The sequence below is a fragment of the Aliihoeflea sp. genome (assembly GCF_052435475.1).
Classification (GTDB): Bacteria; Pseudomonadota; Alphaproteobacteria; order Rhizobiales; family Rhizobiaceae; genus Aliihoeflea.
This window is the reverse complement of sequence record NZ_JBQVMV010000008.1, coordinates 59,638-74,405: the sequence shown is the minus strand read 5'-3', so window position 1 is coordinate 74,405 and position 14,768 is coordinate 59,638. Positions and strand designations below refer to the sequence as shown.

Sequence of the window (14,768 nt, the reverse complement as noted above, 5' to 3'; positions counted from 1 at the left end):
GAGATGATGCGGAAGGACGAGACGTGAACCACGAGGTGACGAACCAGACCCCGCCGATCGCGGGAACGAATGCGTGGCGTTCCGACCCGCTCCTGATGCAGCTTGGCGAAGGCTTTTCCGAAGTCGCGCGCAAGGACCTCGACCTGCTCGGCAAGTTCGCGCGCAACCCCGAGGCACTGGATCTGGCCCGGCTGGCGAACAGCGAGTCGCCCAAACTGAGGACGCATGACCGGCAGGGACGCCGGCTGGATCAGGTCGAGTTCCATCCGGCCTATCACGCCTTGATGCGCCGTTCGGTGGCGCTCGGCATTCATTCGTCCATCTGGGAGAACAACGAGTCCGAAAAGGGTCATCGCCACCAGATTCGCGCCGCGCGCTTCTACATGACGGCCGGGCTCGAATGCGGTCATCTTTGCCCCGTCACCATGACCAGTGCATCGCTCGCCGCGCTGATGGCGAGCCCGAAGCTTTTCCGTGAATGGGCGCCCCGCGTGACGACCCGCAAATACGACCAGGCGTCGAAGCCGCCGGTCGAAAAGTCCGGCCTGACCATCGGCATGGGGATGACCGAGAAGCAGGGCGGTACGGACGTCCGCGCCAACACGACCAAAGCGGAGCGCGTCGGCAACGGCTTTTATCGCCTCACCGGCCACAAATGGTTCATGTCCGCGCCGATGAGCGATGCGTTTCTGGTGCTCGGCCAAGCGCCGGAAGGGCTGTCCTGCTTCCTTGTCCCGCGCATTCTTTCGGACGGATCGGCCAACGGCCTCCATTTCCAGCGCCTGAAAGACAAGCTCGGCAACCGCTCCAATGCCTCGTCCGAAGTCGAGATCGACGGTGCCATCGGCGAGATGGTGGGCGAGCCGGGGGGCGGGGTTCGCACCATCATGGACATGGTGACGCTGACCCGCCTCGATTGCGCGCTCGGCAATGCCGGCATCATGCGTGCCGGGCTCGCGGAGGCGGTCCACCACGCCCGCCACCGGCAGGTCTTCGGCTCCGCGCTGATCGACCAGCCACTGATGAGCCGGGTTCTGGCCGACATGGCGCTCGATGTCGCGGCCGCGACCGCGCTGTCGCTGCGCCTTGCCCGCGCCTTCGACGAGGCGGCGAACGACCGCACCGAGGCCGCCTTCGCTCGTGCCATGACGCCGGTCGTCAAATACTGGACCTGCAAGATCGCGCCGGCGCTGATTTATGAAGCGATGGAATGCCTTGGCGGCAATGGCTATGTCGAGGAAGCCCCGCTCGCGCGGCATTATCGCGAGGTGCCGGTCAATGCGATCTGGGAGGGGTCGGGCAACGTCATGGCGCTCGACGTCCTGCGCGTCCTCAAGCGAGGTCGCGGCCCGTTCGAAGAGGTTCTGGGCTGGATCGAGCGGGAACTCGGCGCGAGCGGCCCGGGCACCACGCAGGTGCTTCGCGCCGCGATGGACGTCGCCGTCGAGGACGAGGGCTCCGCGCGCATCCTGACCGAGCAACTGGCGCTCGCCGCCGCCGCCGCCGAACTCAAGCGTCTTGGGGCCGGGCAGATCGCTGATGCCTTCGCCGAGACCCGCCTCGGCGGCCAGTGGCGCACGACCTACGGCATGCTCGGCGCACGCTACGACGCCCGGATGATTGTCGATTCGCTCTACCCCGAAGTCAACTGAGCGGTGAGTGCCAGGACGGTGGGGATCGAGAAGAAGGAGAGGGCGGTCTGCAAGGTGGTGACGGCGGCGTAAAGCTCCGCGTCGCCGCCCAGTTGCTTGGCCAGGAGATAGCCGTTCATCGCCGTCGGCACGGCAGCGCAGAGCGCCAGATACTGGAGCTGCGTGCCGTCCAGTCCGAGGCTCCAGGCCAAGGAAATCAGTATGATCGGGAAGACGGCGAGCTTTAGAAAGACCGGCAGCCAGAGCGGGAAGCGCAGCGAGGCGATGTCGGCGATGCGCAGTCCCGCGCCGATGGTGATCAGCCCCATTCCGAGTGCCGCGTTGGCGACGAGGATAAGTGTCTCGTTGATCGGATCGTAGATTCGGAACGGCGCAAAACGCATCAGAATCGCGAATAATGCCGCCAGAATCAGCGGATTCAAAGCCATAGTCCGCCCGATTCGGGCCCAATTCGCGCTGGAATCGGCGAATTTCGTGACGACGAAAACCGAGAAGACGTTGATGGGGATAATGATCACCGCCATCACCAGAGCGACCACGGCGCTGCCGGCCGGCGGAAACATTTTCTGCGCGATGGCCAGCGCGATGAACCCGTTCCAGCGCATCGCCGTCTGGAACACAGACGAATATTCCGTCGCCGCCACCAGCCCCGTTCGTTTCAGGACTGGCCAGAGAAGGCCGAGCAGGGTTGCCATGATCAGGATGGACAGAACCAGAGCGACCAGCATCGCATCAAGCCGCAACCCGTCGAAATCGGCATTGTAGATCGTGATGAAGAGAAGCGCGGGATAGAGGAACCAGTAGGCGATCTGTTCGAGGCCCGGCCAGACCTTCTGGTCGATGATCGGCAGTCGCTTCAGGATGATCCCGAGAACGACGAGCAGGAAGATCGGCAGCGTGCTTTCGAAGATGGCGAGCATTTTCCGGGAGTTCTTTCGCGGGCGGGAGATGTCTCGCTTAAGAGCCCCGTTCTGCAATGTAAACCGTGCCGGCGCCCTTCGCCGTTAACCTTAACAAAAGGTTTCGATTGCCGGTAACCAGTGCGAGGTCCAGTTTCCCTGATGGTTAAGAAAGGGATTCCATGCCACGCGCTTTGACCATCATCATCGCCTTCCACTGGGCGGCGCTGCTTTGCCTTTCTGGCGCGCGGAGCGTCGCGGCGCCGGGCACGGCTGCGCTGGGCGACGTGATCGCGACCGGCGCGGTCGCAGCTATCCATTTCATGGCCGCGCTCGCTTTCTTCTGGGCGATGGTCTCCGTGCTGATCGATTCCGACAATGAAGAGGCCGGGCAGGGCGACGTTACGCGGATCGCCGTCGCGGTCGGGCTTCTGGCGACGACGGCGGGCGCGATCGGGCCTGCCCTGGCAGGCGACATCGCGGTTCTTCAGCTTTGCGCGCTCCAGTTCGCGGGGCTGCTCGTCAGCCATCTGATCATGCAGGCCGAGCGTGGGACGTCCCGCAAGCCGGTCGGCGCCAACGACAACAGTCGCGCCGCCGCGCGCCTTCTGGCGATGCTGGCCGCGACGGACGCCAAGATCAACCGCATGACCCGGCAGGGCGCAGGCACGCCGGGAGATTTCTGGCGATGAAATACATCCTGATCTTCTGGGGCCTGCCGATGGGCTTCTTCTGGGGCTGGTACTTCCTTTCCTACAACGACATGCATTTCGGCTATCTGATGCTGAGCCGCCTGCTGCACGACCACGTCTTCGAGGTCTATGGGCAGATACTCGGCGTCGATCCGGCCTCGATCATGCCGCTCGTCATCCGCGCGTGCATCGTCGACACGGTGCTGATCTTCGCGATTTTCGCATTCCGGCGCAGGCAGCAGATCAGGAGTTGGGCGCTTCGTCGCTATGAGCGTCATCTGGCTCGGGCAGAAGCGTCTGCAGCCGGTCGAGAACGCCCTGCAGGATGAAGGACGCGGCGGCCGAATCGATCCGCTCGCCGCGCTTCTTGCGTGATACGTCCATTTCCAGAAGCGCGCGTTCGGCCGCCACCGTCGACAGGCGCTCGTCCCAGAGGACGAAGGGCAGCTTCGTCACCCGCGCCATGTTGCGCACGAAGGCCTTGGTCGCCTGCGCGCGCGGGCCTTCCGAGCCGTCCATGTTGATCGGCCAGCCGATCGCGACCGCCGCCACCTGATCCTTTTCAAGCAGGGCCAGCAGGGCTCCCGCATCCTGCGTGAACTTGGTGCGCATGATGACGGGGCGGGGGTGGGCGAAGGAGTGGTGGCGATCCGAAACCGCGACGCCAATCGTCTTGGTGCCGAGGTCGAGCCCCGCGATGGGTCGGCCGTTCGAGACGGCGAGCAATTGTTCCAGGTCGATGAGGTTCATGGTTCGGCCACTTTGACTTCGATTGTCTCCGTCCTATCCTTCCGCGCAATCCAATCAAAGAGAGGACGGGACATGAAACTCACATGGTATGGACATTCGGCGTTCAGGATCGAGGCCGGCGACGCCAAAATCCTGATCGATCCCTTCCTGACCGGCAATTCGTCATGGGGGAAGGGCTGGGAGGAAGCCGCCGAAGGCGTGACCCATGTGCTGCTCACCCATGGCCATAACGACCATCTTGGCGATACGCTGCCGATCCTCAAGAAGACCGGCGCGATGCTGGTCTCGAATTTCGAGATCTACGAATATCTGGTCAGCCAGGGCGCCGATCCGAACAAGGTCAATCCCGGGAATCACGGCGGAACGGTCGATTGCGGCAGCTTCACCACGACCTTCGTCAACGCCATCCATTCCTCGTCCTTCAGCAAGGAGGGTGGCGGCAACGTCTATCTCGGCAATCCGAACGGGCTCGTTCTGCACTTCGCCAATGGGGAATCGGTCTACCATATGGGCGACACCGACATTTTCGGCGACATGGCGCTGATCAACGAACTGCACCAGCCGAAGATCGGGCTTGTGCCGATCGGCGACCGGTTCACGATGGGCGGTGCGGTGGCCGCGATGGCCTGTCAGCGCTTCTTCGCCTTCGAAACCATCGTTCCTTGCCACTACGGAACGTTTCCGATCATCGATCAGAACGCCGACAAGTTCGTCGAGGGGATGAAGGGGACGAAGGCGAAGGTGCTGGTTCCGAAGATCGGCGAGGCGACCGAAATCTAGACCCGGCGGCGAGTTCATATTGCACCTATAAGCCCGCGCCTTTATAGCGCGGGCTTCACGTTCTTTTCTGCCCTTTGCCGCGGAGCAAGCATGTCCGTCGATCTCGCCACCGTCCGCCGCGTCGCGCATCTCGCGCGCATTGCCGTCACCGATCAGGAAGCCGAGCGGATGACGGGCGAACTCAACGCAATCCTCGGCTTCGTCGAGCAACTGGGCGAGGTCGACGTTTCCGGCGTCGAGCCGATGACCTCGGTCACGCCGATGGAAATGAAGAAGCGTGTCGACGCTGTCACCGATGGCGGCAAGGCCGAGGACGTCGTCGCCAACGCGCCGGCGACCGACGAGAACTTCTTCCTCGTGCCGAAGGTGATCGAATAGGATGTCGGTCACGATTGCACAGGAAACGCCGCTGCAGGACGACGTGCGGCAGATGGTGGCGGAACTCAACGCCTACATGACGCCGCTGACGCCGCGCGAGTTTCAGTTCCAGTTGACCGTCGAGCAGATGGCGACGCCGGGCGTGACCGTGTTCGTCGCCCGCGACGAGGCAGGCCGCGCAGTCGGCATGGCGTCGCTGAAAGCGCATGACGCGACGATGGGTGAGGTCAAGCGCATGTACACGCTGCCTGCCTTTCGCGGCCAGCGCGTCGGCTCGCGGCTTCTCGCCCGCGTCGAGGACGAGGCGCGTGCGCTGGGGCTATCCCGTTTGGTTCTCGAAACCGGCGAGGCGCCCGGCTTCGAGGAAGCCTGGCGCGTCTATGAGCGCGGCGGCTACGCGGTCTGCGGCGCCGTCCTCGACTATCCCGATTCCGGCTTTTCCCGTTTCTACGAAAAGAAGCTTACCCCATGACCGATTTGACCCGCCTGACGATTGCCGAGGCGCGCACCAAGCTGCGCGCGAAGGAATTCACCTCGGCCGAATTGACGGATGCCTATCTTGGCGCAATCGACGCCGCCAATGGCGAGCTCAACGCTTATGTGAAGGTGACGCCGGACAAAGCGCGCGAGATGGCCAAGCGCTCGGACGCGAAGCTGGCCGCCGGGCAGGGCGGTGACCTCGAAGGCATCCCGCTCGGCATCAAGGACCTCTTCGGCACCGAAGGCGTCCACACGCAGGCGGCGAGCCACATTCTGGATGGCTTCGAGCCACGCTACGAATCGACCGTGACGGCCAATCTTTGGGCCGACGGCGCGGTGATGCTCGGCAAGCTGAACATGGATGAATTCGCCATGGGCTCGTCCAACGAGACCAGCCATTACGGCCCCGTGAAGAACCCGTGGCGCGCGCAGAACTCCAATCTCGACCTCGTGCCCGGCGGCTCGTCAGGCGGCTCGGCTTCGGCGGTCTCGGCCTGGCTTTGCGCCGGCGCGACGGCGACGGATACGGGCGGCTCGATCCGCCAGCCCGCGGCGTTCACCGGCACGGTCGGCATCAAGCCGACCTATGGCCGCTGCTCGCGTTGGGGCGTCGTCGCCTTTGCCTCGTCGCTCGACCAGGCCGGGCCGATCACGCGCGACGTGCGTGACGCGGCGATCATGCTGAAGTCGATGGCGTCGGTGGACGAGAGGGACACCACGTCCGTCAACATCCCGGTGCCGGATTACGAGGCCGCGATCGGCCAGTCGATCAAGGGCATGCGGATCGGTATTCCCAAGGAGTATCGCGTCGAAGGCATGCCGCAGGAGATCGAGACGCTCTGGCAAAAGGGCATCGCCTGGTTGAAGGACGCCGGCGCGGAGATCGTCGACATCTCTCTGCCGCACACGAAGTACGCTCTGCCGGCATACTACATCGTCGCGCCGGCGGAAGCTTCGTCCAATCTCGCGCGCTATGACGGCGTGCGCTACGGGCTGCGCGTGCCGGGCAAGGACATTGCCGACATGTACGAGCAGACCCGCGCAGCCGGTTTCGGACGCGAGGTGAAGCGGCGCATCATGATCGGCACCTATGTGCTCTCCGCCGGATATTACGATGCCTATTATTTGCAGGCGCAAAAGGTGCGCACGCTGATCAAGAAGGATTTCGAGGACGTGTTCGCCGCCGGGATCGACACGATCCTGACGCCGGCGACGCCCTCCGCAGCCTTCGGCATTGCCGACGAGGATATGGCCGCCGACCCGGTGAAGATGTATCTCAATGACATCTTCACCGTGACCGTGAACATGGCGGGCTTGCCGGGCATCGCGGTGCCGGCGGGGCTGGACGCGAAGGGACTTCCGCTCGGGCTGCAGCTTATCGGCCGGCCGTTCGAGGAGGAGACGCTGTTCCGCACGGCGCATGTGATCGAGCAGGCAGCCGGGCGGTTCGAGCCGGCGAAGTGGTGGTAGGTCAGGGCGCCGGCCGGTGTTCTTCTACCTTTCCAAGATATTCTGGCTGCTCGCTCACCCTCTCAACCTGACGGGCATCCTGCTCTTCGTCGGGCTGGTTCTGCTGTTCCTGCAATGGACGAGGTTGGCCGGGGCGGCGTTTTCGGTCGCGTTTCTCGTCGTGGCGCTTTCGACCTGGACCTCGCTCGGCGCGTTGATGCTGCATCCGCTGGAGGATCGTTTCGCGCGGCCCGAGCCTGCGCCCGAGCGCATCGACGGGATCATCGTCCTGGGCGGCGGGTTCGAGGGTTCGGTCAATCTGGCGCGCGGCGGCTATGAGCTGAATTCGAGCGGCGACCGATTCGTCGAGACGGCGGTTTTGGCGCGGCGGTATCCGCAGGTGCCGGTCGTGGTGTCGGGCGGAACCGGAACGATGGTGCTCGAGGGTGAGGGCGATGCGGACACGGCGCCGCGGCTCCTGACTGCGCTCGGGGTCGACGAAAGCCGGCTGGTGCTGGAAAACCGCTCGCGCAACACCGACGAGAATGCGCGGTTCACGCGCGACATGGTGAACCCGCAGCCGAGTCAGACCTGGCTGCTCGTCACGTCCGCCTTCCACATGCCGCGCTCGGTGCTCTTGTTCGAGAAGGCCGGGTTCGATGTTGTGCCGTGGCCGGCCGATTATCGCACGGCGGGCATAGAGACGGCGGGTCTGGCTCAGGACAACGAGATCGACAGCCTCCAGAATACGGCTATCGCCATTCGCGAATGGATCGGGCTCGTCGCCTATCGCCTGACGGGGCGCACCGACAGGCTGCTTCCCTAGGCGTCGAGGACGGCGGCGCGGGCGGCGGAGAAGAACTGCCGGCGCACCAGCACAAAGAGCGTGAACGTCGTCGTGGCGATGAAGAACCACGGACCGACGAACCAGCCGAGATAGCCGAGTGCGAAGAAGATCGCGCGCAGGCCGGCGTTGAAGTGTTTGCCGCCAAGCTGGTTCATGCGCGCGGCCCGCATCACCGCGCGCTCGGTCGCGGCGTCCTCGATGCCGTCCTTCACGATCGGCACCGCGCCGATCAGGATCGAGCAATAGTTGAAGAGCCGATAGGCCCAGCCGAACTTGAAGAAGGCATAGGCGAGGATGCCCGTCAGGCCGAAGACCTTTGCCTCGAAGACGGGGCGGGCGATGTCCTCGTTTGTCGGCAGGTCGCCGAGGACTGCGATCACCTGATCGGTCGAGCCCAGAAGCGCGAAGCAGCCGCCGAGCGCCAGCAGAGAACTCGACGCGAAGAAAGCCGTGCCCTGCTGGAGGCCCATCATGATGCCGGTGTCGATCATCCGCAGGTCGCGCCGGGCCATGGTGCGCATCCATGTCTCGCGCTCGCGGTTCATGGCGGAGGTGAGCGTCGGGCGCGAGACGAGCCGGCCCTGCGTCGCCTGGGCGAAGACGATCCAGCCAATCAGAAAGTAGGCGAGCGCCACGAGGTCGAGCGGATCGAGGAGGAGGGAGTCGGGGATCATTCGAAGAGCCTAGCCGATTTCGCCGGACATGCGAGCGTCATCCTTTCGCCTGATGCGTTACGAATTCGCAAATATCGCGTTACAGCTAACCCGATGATTTGTCTCAAATTGTTCGAAACAGAATGAGAAGTCTGAAATTCATGCCTTGAATTTGCCTTCTTTCGGCATTGCAAGGCGCCACGAATACGTCTACCCAGAAGTCTGCTTGAGCAGGGGACGCGATCCGCGTTTTTCGGGGGCGATGGCAAACCAAGATCTCAATAACGGGAATTCCATGGACGATAGCGTTCAGAAATCCTGCTGGGGCGTAACCGCCAAGGCAGTGATCGGCTTTGCAGGCATCATTCTCTTGGCCTGGCTGGTCGGGGGTGCAGGCGCGGAAGGCGTGGCGACGATCGCCGCTCGCTAGTTCGCGAAGCAGGCCGCGGGCCTGCACTGAAATTCGAGAGGCTGCGGAACGCGTTCCGCGGCCTTTTTCTTTGCCATGTCGCAACCGGATCAGCGAAGGTCGGGCAACGCCTTGCGCCGCACGCGCGGCTGGCGAAGAGTGCGCCGACACCTCCTGGAGAACCCGATGTTCCTGTCCGTCTTCGACCTCTTCAAGATCGGCATCGGCCCGTCGAGTTCGCACACGATGGGGCCGATGTCGGCGGCCGGGCGGTTTCTCGACGAGATCTTGAGTGGCGACTGGCCGAAGCCGCAGGGCGCGGTGGTGTCCCGGCTCTCGGTCAGCCTGCACGGCTCGCTCGCCTTCACCGGCGTCGGGCACGGCACGGACCGGGCGGTGATCCTCGGACTGACAGGGGCGCTGCCGCAGACGGTGGACCCGGACAGGATGGATGCGGCGGTGGCCGAGGTGAGCGAGGCGAAGCGCGTGACGCCGCCCGGCCATGCGAGCTATCGGTTCGATCCTGCGAGCGATCTCGTCCTCGACCGCAAGCAGCCGCTGCCCGGGCATGCGAACGGCATGGCTTTCAGCGCGTACGATTCCGATGATCGGCTGCTCCTGAAGCGGATCTACTATTCGATCGGCGGCGGGTTTGTGGTTTCGGAGGAGGAGTTGCAGCGGCTGGCGGCGAAGGGGCCGGAGGGGAAGGCGGGCGAGGTGCCGCATCCGTTCCGCAATGCGCGCGAGATGCTGGCGATGGCGGAAGCTTCCGGCCGGTCGATCGCAGAGATGAAACGAGCGAACGAGGAGACGCGGCAATCGCGCGCCGAACTCGATGCCGGGCTCGACGCGATCTGGGACGCGATGCGCGGCTGCATCGAGCGGGGCTTGAGCCAGGACGGGATCATGCCGGGCGGGCTGAAGGTGCGCCGGCGCGCGCGGCACCTCCACGACACGCTGCAGGAACAGTGGCGGCAGAACCGCCCGAACCCGCTGCTCGCGAACGACTGGCTGTCGGTCTATGCGATGGCCGTGAACGAGGAGAACGCGGCAGGCGGGCGCGTGGTGACGGCGCCGACCAACGGGGCGGCGGGCGTGGTGCCGGCGGTGATGCGCTACTGGCTGCATTTTCATCCGGAGGCCGACCAGAATGGTATTCGCGATTTCCTGCTGACGGCGGCGGCGGTCGGCGGGATCATCAAGCACAATGCGTCGATCTCTGGAGCCGAGGTCGGTTGCCAGGGCGAAGTTGGGTCGGCGTCGGCTATGGCGGCTGCGGGACTGTGCGCCGTCATGGGCGGCTCGCCCGAGCAGGTGGAGAATGCGGCCGAGATCGCGCTCGAACATCATCTGGGCATGACGTGCGATCCGATCGCGGGGCTCGTGCAGGTGCCGTGCATCGAACGAAATGCGCTGGGCGCGGTGAAGGCGGTGACGGCAGCGTCGCTCGCCATCAAGGGTGACGGCAAGCATTTCGTGCCGCTCGACGCGGCGATCGAGACCATGCGCCAGACGGGGCTCGACATGAACGACAAGTACAAGGAAACCAGCCTTGGCGGGCTCGCCGTCAATGTCGTCGAGTGCTGAGGTCGCTTTCTGTGGACATCAAGCGATCGTGCCTTTGAGTTGCCGGAAGCCCACGCCTATCTAGAGCCATGGCACTTCACATCCTCAAGCTTTGCGTCGGCTGCGACTCGATCGAGGACCTGCAGTCGTGGATCGACGAGCGGGCGGCGCGGATGCGCGCGAGCGGCCAGCCGATTGAACATTTCCACACGACGCGAATGGTGCCGAAGCGCGTCGAGGAACTGCTCGACGGCGGATCGCTCTACTGGGTGATCAAGGGGGGCGTGCAGTGTCGGCAGAAGCTGATCGACGTCAGACCGTTCACCGATGGCGACGGGATCGGCCGCTGCCATCTGGTGCTCGACCACGAACTCACGCCGACAGTCTGGCAGCCCCGCCGGCCCTTCCAGGGCTGGCGCTATTTGCGGACGGACGACGCCCCGCAGGATGTCGGCGGCGGATCGGACATGCGCGAAATGCCGGCGCAGCTTCGCCGCGAACTCGCCGATCTCGGGCTTCTGTGATCGCACGTCATCTTGCCTTGGACGGGCCGGCACCTCATTTTCATGAACATGAGTGAAAAGACGCCCGCCAAACCGACGACGCTGCCAACCGAGACGCAGCGCAGCGACCCGAATGCGGTCGCATCCTTCCTGAAGCAGGCGCGCGCATTGGGCGCGGGACGTGTCGCCGGCGCGAGCAAGGGGCGCCTGATCCTGGCGCTCGACGCGACCATGAGCCGGCAGCCGACCTGGGACCTTGCCTGTGCGCTTCAGGCCGAGATGTTCGATGCGGTCGGAAAGACGGGGAGGCTTGAAGTCCAGCTCGTCTACTTTCGCGGATTTGGCGAGTGCCGATCGTCGAAATTCGTCTCCGATACGGGCAAGCTCAAGGACCTGATGGTGAAGATCGACTGCCGGGGCGGACATACGCAGATCGGCAAGGTGCTCTCGCATGCTCTCACCGAGACCGAGGCGCAAAAGGTCAACGCGCTCGTCTATATCGGTGATGCGATGGAGGAGGAGGTCGACGATCTGGCGGAGAAGGCCGGACGGCTCGGGCTCAAGGGCGTTCCGGTATTCCTGTTTCAGGAAGGTCACGATGCATCTGCCGAGCGCGCCTTCAAGGAGATCGCACGGCTGACACGAGGCGCCTGGTTCCGGTTCGACCGCAACGCGGCATCGACGCTGGCCGAGCTGCTTTCGGCGATCGCGATCTACGCCACCGGCGGCTATCCTGCGCTCGAGGCGAGGGGACGTGGTGCGGATCGCCTGCTTATCGAGAACATGCGCGGCAGAAGCGGATCATGATCTACGTCATTTCCGGTGGCGCGCTTGCGCTGTTTCTCATGTTCGTTCTTCTGCGCGCCGACGCCTCGAAGATTGCCTCGAGCCTGCGGCTGATCGGCCCGATTGCGCTCGGCATCGTCGGCGTGGGGCTCATTCTCATCGGTCGGGCCGGCCTTGGCGGCATGGCGCTTTCGAGCGCGCTGGCCTGGTATGGCGCCGGGCGGATGCGTCGCCGCGTCAGCCCGACGCCGGGAAAGCGATCCCATGTCCGGACCGCGGCGCTGGAGATGGAACTCGACCACGATACCGGCGAACTGGACGGGGTGGTGCTGGCGGGCCGGTTCGACGGCAAGCCGCTTGGCGATCTCAGCGAACTCGAACTCTACGAGTTGCTCGCCGAACTGGCGGATGACGGCGAGAGCCGGCAGCTACTTGAGACGTATCTTGACGGCCGGCTTCCCCTCTGGCGCGATCACGCGCAGGCGGATGTCGGCGGCGGGGAAACTCGCTCGCCAGCTTCTGGCCCCATGAGCAAGCAGGAGGCCTACCAGGTCCTTGGTCTTGAAGCGGGTGCTAGCGCGGCGGATATCCGCAAGGCGCATCGGCGCCTGATGCAGCGGCTGCATCCGGACCTCGGAGGAAGCTCCTTCCTGGCTGCGCGGATCAATGAAGCCAAGGACGTTCTGTTGTCCGGTCACGGCTGATTCTCCTTCGACACGAAACACTCCCGGAGAACGGGAAACTTACATCTGCACCGCGTAGCAGGCGATGCCGTAGCTCTTCAGCGAGCTGCAGGCGGACCATGCTGCGTCCTTGCCGGCGAAACCGGCGAAGCGCGCGCGGTAGTAGGTCTGGCCGTTGTGGTCGAACGTCTCGGTGAACGGATCGGCATTGCCGAGGACGTTTGACGCGCGCGACTTCGCGTTGGCGAGGAAGGACTTGGCCTCGCTTTCCGACGGCATGGACGCCACCTGGATGACCCAGCCGGCTGGCTGCGTCGAGGACGTCTGGACCGGATCGACTTCGGCACGTTCCTTGATCGCATGCAGGGCCGCGGGCACGGCCTGCGAGGGCACCGGAGCAGGGGGCGTCGGCCGGGCGGTCGGGACCGCACCTGCGAATGCCATCTGGATACGGTTGGAGGCGTCATCATTGCCCAGCGGGGCGGACGGGGCAGGAGCCATCGCTGGCGCCTGGGCGACCGGCTGTGCGGCTGCGGTCGAGGTCAAAGCGAGTTCCATCTGCGCGGCGCCGGCCGGTTCGGCCGGGCGGAACTGCGGCGCGGACATCTTCGTCGGCAGCACGTTGGCGGCGGCGGCAACGGCAACGCCCTGGCTGGCCGCGCCGCGAGCAACAAGCAACTGCTTGTTGCCGCGCGAAGCCTTGGGAAGGTATTCGCGGATCAGTTCGACCATGTGGTCGTCGCGCGAACGTCCGGAACGGCCGCCCATCACGACGGCGACGATGGAACGCCCATCGTCCTGCACCGACGAGACGAGGTTGAAGCCCGATGCGCGGATGTAGCCGGTCTTGATGCCATCGGCGCCGCGAACGCGACCCAGCACCCGATTGTGGTTGCCGAAGCGCTGCTTGCCGAGATTGAACTCGCGGGTGCCGAAATAGGAGTAATACTGCGGATAGTGCTCGCGCAGGGCGACGCCCAGAATGGCCATGTCGCGTGCGCTGGTCACCTGCTTGTTGTTCGGCAGGCCGTGGGCGTTCTGGAACGTGGTCGAATTCATACCGAGCTGGCGCGCCTTCGTGGTCATCAGCCGGGCAAAGTTCTGCTCCGAACCACCGACGAATTCGCCGATCGCAGTGGCGATGTCATTGGCGGAACGGGTGACGAGCGAATAGATCGCGTTTTCCGCCGTGATCGTGGAGCCGGCGCGCAAGCCGATCTTGGTCGGCGGCTCGGCGGCTGCCTTGGCGCTGATCGGGATCGGCGTCGACTTGGCGACGCGACCGGACTCCATCTGCTCGAACAGCATGTAGAGGGTCATCATCTTGGTCAGCGAGGCCGGGAAGCGCTGTTCGTCGCCATAGCGATTGAACAGGACCTGCCCCGTCTTGGCGTCCATGACATAGGCCGCATAGCGCGGATTCGCCGAAGCGTGACCGACGGAGCCGGCGACCAAGGCGAGAGCGGTGAGGAAGGAAAGCAGGACCTTGAGGACGGCCTGGTGACGCGGAAGCATTCCGGCGAACGTCTGACGCACAACTACACCCATACAGATTTTGTCGGTCGCATTCTGGCGAGGATTTACATGCTGCCAACCTAGCCGCCGGAAGTTACCGATCCGTTTATGGTAACCGCTTCGTTCATAAAGCCGGCCCAATTCGAGACGTGCCTGCATTCCGGCCGCAATTGACGGGTGCTGCGTTGCACGCTACGGTTTTCGCATCGCAGCATTGCTGCCCCATCCATTGGACCAAGAGGTTTTGGCTTATGATGCAATCCTTCGACGACGCCGGTAAGTTCGGCAAGGAAATGGCCGATAGCGGGCTGAGAAGTTTCGCTTCCGTTTCGAAGAACATGCAGGCGATCGCCGTCGAGGCGACCGAATACTCCCGACGCGCGTTCGAGCAGTCCGGTTCGGTGGTGGAAAAGCTGGTTCAGGCGAAGTCGCCCGACAAGGCGATGGAGATCCAGATGGATTTCGCACGCCAGGCCTATGAAGCCTTTGTCGGCCAGGCGACGCGCATGAGCGAGCTTTATGCCGACATGGCGAAAGAGGTCTACAAGCCCTTCGAGACGCTGGGCGTGAAGGCGCGGTGACCGCAAGGCACATCGATGAAACGACGACGAGGCCGCGCGATTGCGCGGCCTTTTTCGTGCCGGATCGAGACGTCAAAAATATTGTCGAGGACGTGAAGCCTGGCCGTATTGTCACCATCGACACAGGGCTTACAATCGAACACGA

General features: G+C 64.2%; 18 protein-coding genes. 14 read left to right on the top strand and 4 right to left on the bottom strand.

The window, feature by feature from the left end; genetic code table 11:
* Nucleotides 1–23 precede the first annotated feature (23 nt).
* Nucleotides 24–1,652 (top strand): acyl-CoA dehydrogenase family protein, encoded by a 1,629-nt coding sequence (locus tag ACT6QU_RS11185; protein ID WP_444565294.1) that lies wholly within the window; start codon nucleotides 24–26, stop codon nucleotides 1,650–1,652.
* Here the strand turns inward: ACT6QU_RS11185 and ACT6QU_RS11180 are convergent.
* Nucleotides 1,634–2,572: an AEC family transporter gene (locus ACT6QU_RS11180; RefSeq protein WP_444565293.1), complete on the bottom strand. Its 939-nt coding sequence runs from the start codon at nucleotides 2,570–2,572 to the stop codon at nucleotides 1,634–1,636. The genes ACT6QU_RS11185 and ACT6QU_RS11180 overlap by 19 nt on opposite strands.
* Nucleotides 2,573–2,733: 161 nt before the next feature.
* Here ACT6QU_RS11180 and ACT6QU_RS11175 point away from each other — a divergent pair, with 161 nt between their 5' ends.
* Both ACT6QU_RS11175 and ACT6QU_RS11170 read left to right on the top strand, forming a co-directional pair.
* Complete coding sequence (locus ACT6QU_RS11175; protein ID WP_444565292.1) at nucleotides 2,734–3,243, top strand: hypothetical protein; 510 nt, start codon at nucleotides 2,734–2,736, stop codon at nucleotides 3,241–3,243.
* On the top strand, nucleotides 3,240–3,572 hold the full coding sequence (locus ACT6QU_RS11170) for a DUF6105 family protein (RefSeq protein ID WP_024585509.1): 333 nt from the start codon (nucleotides 3,240–3,242) through the stop codon (nucleotides 3,570–3,572). The genes ACT6QU_RS11175 and ACT6QU_RS11170 overlap by 4 nt, the downstream gene beginning before the upstream one ends.
* On the opposite strand, the gene ruvX is transcribed toward ACT6QU_RS11170, so the two are convergent.
* Nucleotides 3,487–3,993, bottom strand: a complete 507-nt coding sequence (ruvX, locus tag ACT6QU_RS11165) for a Holliday junction resolvase RuvX (RefSeq protein WP_444565291.1) — start codon at nucleotides 3,991–3,993, stop codon at nucleotides 3,487–3,489. The genes ACT6QU_RS11170 and ruvX overlap by 86 nt on opposite strands.
* A gap of 72 nt (nucleotides 3,994–4,065) precedes the next feature.
* Here ruvX and ACT6QU_RS11160 point away from each other — a divergent pair, with 72 nt between their 5' ends.
* From ACT6QU_RS11160 to ACT6QU_RS11140, 5 genes are all read left to right on the top strand, one after another.
* The gene (locus ACT6QU_RS11160; protein WP_444565290.1) at nucleotides 4,066–4,773 is read left to right on the top strand and encodes a metal-dependent hydrolase; all 708 of its coding nucleotides are present in this window, start codon (nucleotides 4,066–4,068) and stop codon (nucleotides 4,771–4,773) included.
* A gap of 90 nt (nucleotides 4,774–4,863) precedes the next feature.
* Complete coding sequence (gene gatC / locus ACT6QU_RS11155) at nucleotides 4,864–5,151, top strand: Asp-tRNA(Asn)/Glu-tRNA(Gln) amidotransferase subunit GatC (protein ID WP_444565289.1); 288 nt, start codon at nucleotides 4,864–4,866, stop codon at nucleotides 5,149–5,151.
* 1 nt (nucleotide 5,152) lies between these two features.
* Nucleotides 5,153–5,623 (top strand): GNAT family N-acetyltransferase, encoded by a 471-nt coding sequence (locus ACT6QU_RS11150; protein ID WP_444565288.1) that lies wholly within the window; start codon nucleotides 5,153–5,155, stop codon nucleotides 5,621–5,623.
* Nucleotides 5,620–7,101 carry an Asp-tRNA(Asn)/Glu-tRNA(Gln) amidotransferase subunit GatA gene (gene gatA / locus ACT6QU_RS11145; RefSeq protein ID WP_444565287.1) on the top strand — a complete coding sequence of 494 codons (1,482 nt, stop codon included), beginning with the start codon at nucleotides 5,620–5,622 and terminating at the stop codon, nucleotides 7,099–7,101. The genes ACT6QU_RS11150 and gatA overlap by 4 nt, the downstream gene beginning before the upstream one ends.
* Before the next feature lie 16 nt (nucleotides 7,102–7,117).
* Nucleotides 7,118–7,906 (top strand): YdcF family protein, encoded by a 789-nt coding sequence (locus ACT6QU_RS11140; RefSeq protein ID WP_444565286.1) that lies wholly within the window; start codon nucleotides 7,118–7,120, stop codon nucleotides 7,904–7,906.
* Here ACT6QU_RS11140 and ACT6QU_RS11135 read toward each other — a convergent pair.
* Nucleotides 7,903–8,598: a DUF599 domain-containing protein gene (locus ACT6QU_RS11135; protein WP_444565303.1), complete on the bottom strand. Its 696-nt coding sequence runs from the start codon at nucleotides 8,596–8,598 to the stop codon at nucleotides 7,903–7,905. The two genes, ACT6QU_RS11140 and ACT6QU_RS11135, sit on opposite strands and share 4 nt — an antisense overlap.
* A gap of 277 nt (nucleotides 8,599–8,875) precedes the next feature.
* Between ACT6QU_RS11135 and ACT6QU_RS11130 the strand changes: the two genes are divergently transcribed.
* From ACT6QU_RS11130 to ACT6QU_RS11110, 5 genes are all read left to right on the top strand, one after another.
* Entirely contained in the window at nucleotides 8,876–9,010 is a 135-nt protein-coding gene (locus tag ACT6QU_RS11130) for a hypothetical protein (RefSeq protein WP_280113748.1), read from the top strand.
* Nucleotides 9,011–9,175: 165 nt separating this feature from the next.
* A complete protein-coding gene (locus tag ACT6QU_RS11125) occupies nucleotides 9,176–10,576 on the top strand; it encodes an L-serine ammonia-lyase (RefSeq protein ID WP_444565285.1) in 1,401 nt (466 codons plus the stop codon).
* A gap of 68 nt (nucleotides 10,577–10,644) precedes the next feature.
* On the top strand, nucleotides 10,645–11,079 hold the full coding sequence (locus tag ACT6QU_RS11120; protein WP_444565284.1) for a DUF1489 family protein: 435 nt from the start codon (nucleotides 10,645–10,647) through the stop codon (nucleotides 11,077–11,079).
* Nucleotides 11,080–11,127: 48 nt separating this feature from the next.
* Nucleotides 11,128–11,865, top strand: coding sequence for a VWA domain-containing protein (locus tag ACT6QU_RS11115; protein ID WP_444565302.1), 738 nt, complete (start codon nucleotides 11,128–11,130; stop codon nucleotides 11,863–11,865).
* Nucleotides 11,862–12,548, top strand: a complete 687-nt coding sequence (locus tag ACT6QU_RS11110) for a DnaJ domain-containing protein (protein WP_444565283.1) — start codon at nucleotides 11,862–11,864, stop codon at nucleotides 12,546–12,548. The genes ACT6QU_RS11115 and ACT6QU_RS11110 overlap by 4 nt, the downstream gene beginning before the upstream one ends.
* Nucleotides 12,549–12,587: 39 nt before the next feature.
* Here ACT6QU_RS11110 and ACT6QU_RS11105 read toward each other — a convergent pair whose 3' ends face one another.
* The gene (locus ACT6QU_RS11105) at nucleotides 12,588–14,042 is read right to left on the bottom strand and encodes an SPOR domain-containing protein (RefSeq protein ID WP_444565282.1); all 1,455 of its coding nucleotides are present in this window, start codon (nucleotides 14,040–14,042) and stop codon (nucleotides 12,588–12,590) included.
* A 251-nt stretch (nucleotides 14,043–14,293) separates the two neighbouring features.
* Between ACT6QU_RS11105 and ACT6QU_RS11100 the strand changes: the two genes are divergently transcribed.
* A complete protein-coding gene (locus ACT6QU_RS11100) occupies nucleotides 14,294–14,623 on the top strand; it encodes a phasin family protein (RefSeq protein ID WP_444565281.1) in 330 nt (109 codons plus the stop codon).
* Nucleotides 14,624–14,768 lie beyond the last annotated feature (145 nt).

Coding starts and splice junctions, on each gene's coding strand:
- ACT6QU_RS11180 (WP_444565293.1), bottom strand. CDS start 2,572: ATGCTCGCCATCTTCGAAAGCACGCTGCCGATCTTCCTGCTCGTCGTT.
- ACT6QU_RS11175 (WP_444565292.1), top strand. CDS start 2,734: ATGCCACGCGCTTTGACCATCATCATCGCCTTCCACTGGGCGGCGCTG.
- ACT6QU_RS11170 (WP_024585509.1), top strand. CDS start 3,240: ATGAAATACATCCTGATCTTCTGGGGCCTGCCGATGGGCTTCTTCTGG.
- ruvX (WP_444565291.1), bottom strand. CDS start 3,993: ATGAACCTCATCGACCTGGAACAATTGCTCGCCGTCTCGAACGGCCGA.
- ACT6QU_RS11160 (WP_444565290.1), top strand. CDS start 4,066: ATGAAACTCACATGGTATGGACATTCGGCGTTCAGGATCGAGGCCGGC.
- gatC (WP_444565289.1), top strand. CDS start 4,864: ATGTCCGTCGATCTCGCCACCGTCCGCCGCGTCGCGCATCTCGCGCGC.
- ACT6QU_RS11150 (WP_444565288.1), top strand. CDS start 5,153: ATGTCGGTCACGATTGCACAGGAAACGCCGCTGCAGGACGACGTGCGG.
- gatA (WP_444565287.1), top strand. CDS start 5,620: ATGACCGATTTGACCCGCCTGACGATTGCCGAGGCGCGCACCAAGCTG.
- ACT6QU_RS11130 (WP_280113748.1), top strand. CDS start 8,876: ATGGACGATAGCGTTCAGAAATCCTGCTGGGGCGTAACCGCCAAGGCA.
- ACT6QU_RS11125 (WP_444565285.1), top strand. CDS start 9,176: ATGTTCCTGTCCGTCTTCGACCTCTTCAAGATCGGCATCGGCCCGTCG.
- ACT6QU_RS11120 (WP_444565284.1), top strand. CDS start 10,645: ATGGCACTTCACATCCTCAAGCTTTGCGTCGGCTGCGACTCGATCGAG.
- ACT6QU_RS11115 (WP_444565302.1), top strand. CDS start 11,128: ATGAGTGAAAAGACGCCCGCCAAACCGACGACGCTGCCAACCGAGACG.
- ACT6QU_RS11110 (WP_444565283.1), top strand. CDS start 11,862: ATGATCTACGTCATTTCCGGTGGCGCGCTTGCGCTGTTTCTCATGTTC.
- ACT6QU_RS11105 (WP_444565282.1), bottom strand. CDS start 14,042: ATGCTTCCGCGTCACCAGGCCGTCCTCAAGGTCCTGCTTTCCTTCCTC.
- ACT6QU_RS11100 (WP_444565281.1), top strand. CDS start 14,294: ATGATGCAATCCTTCGACGACGCCGGTAAGTTCGGCAAGGAAATGGCC.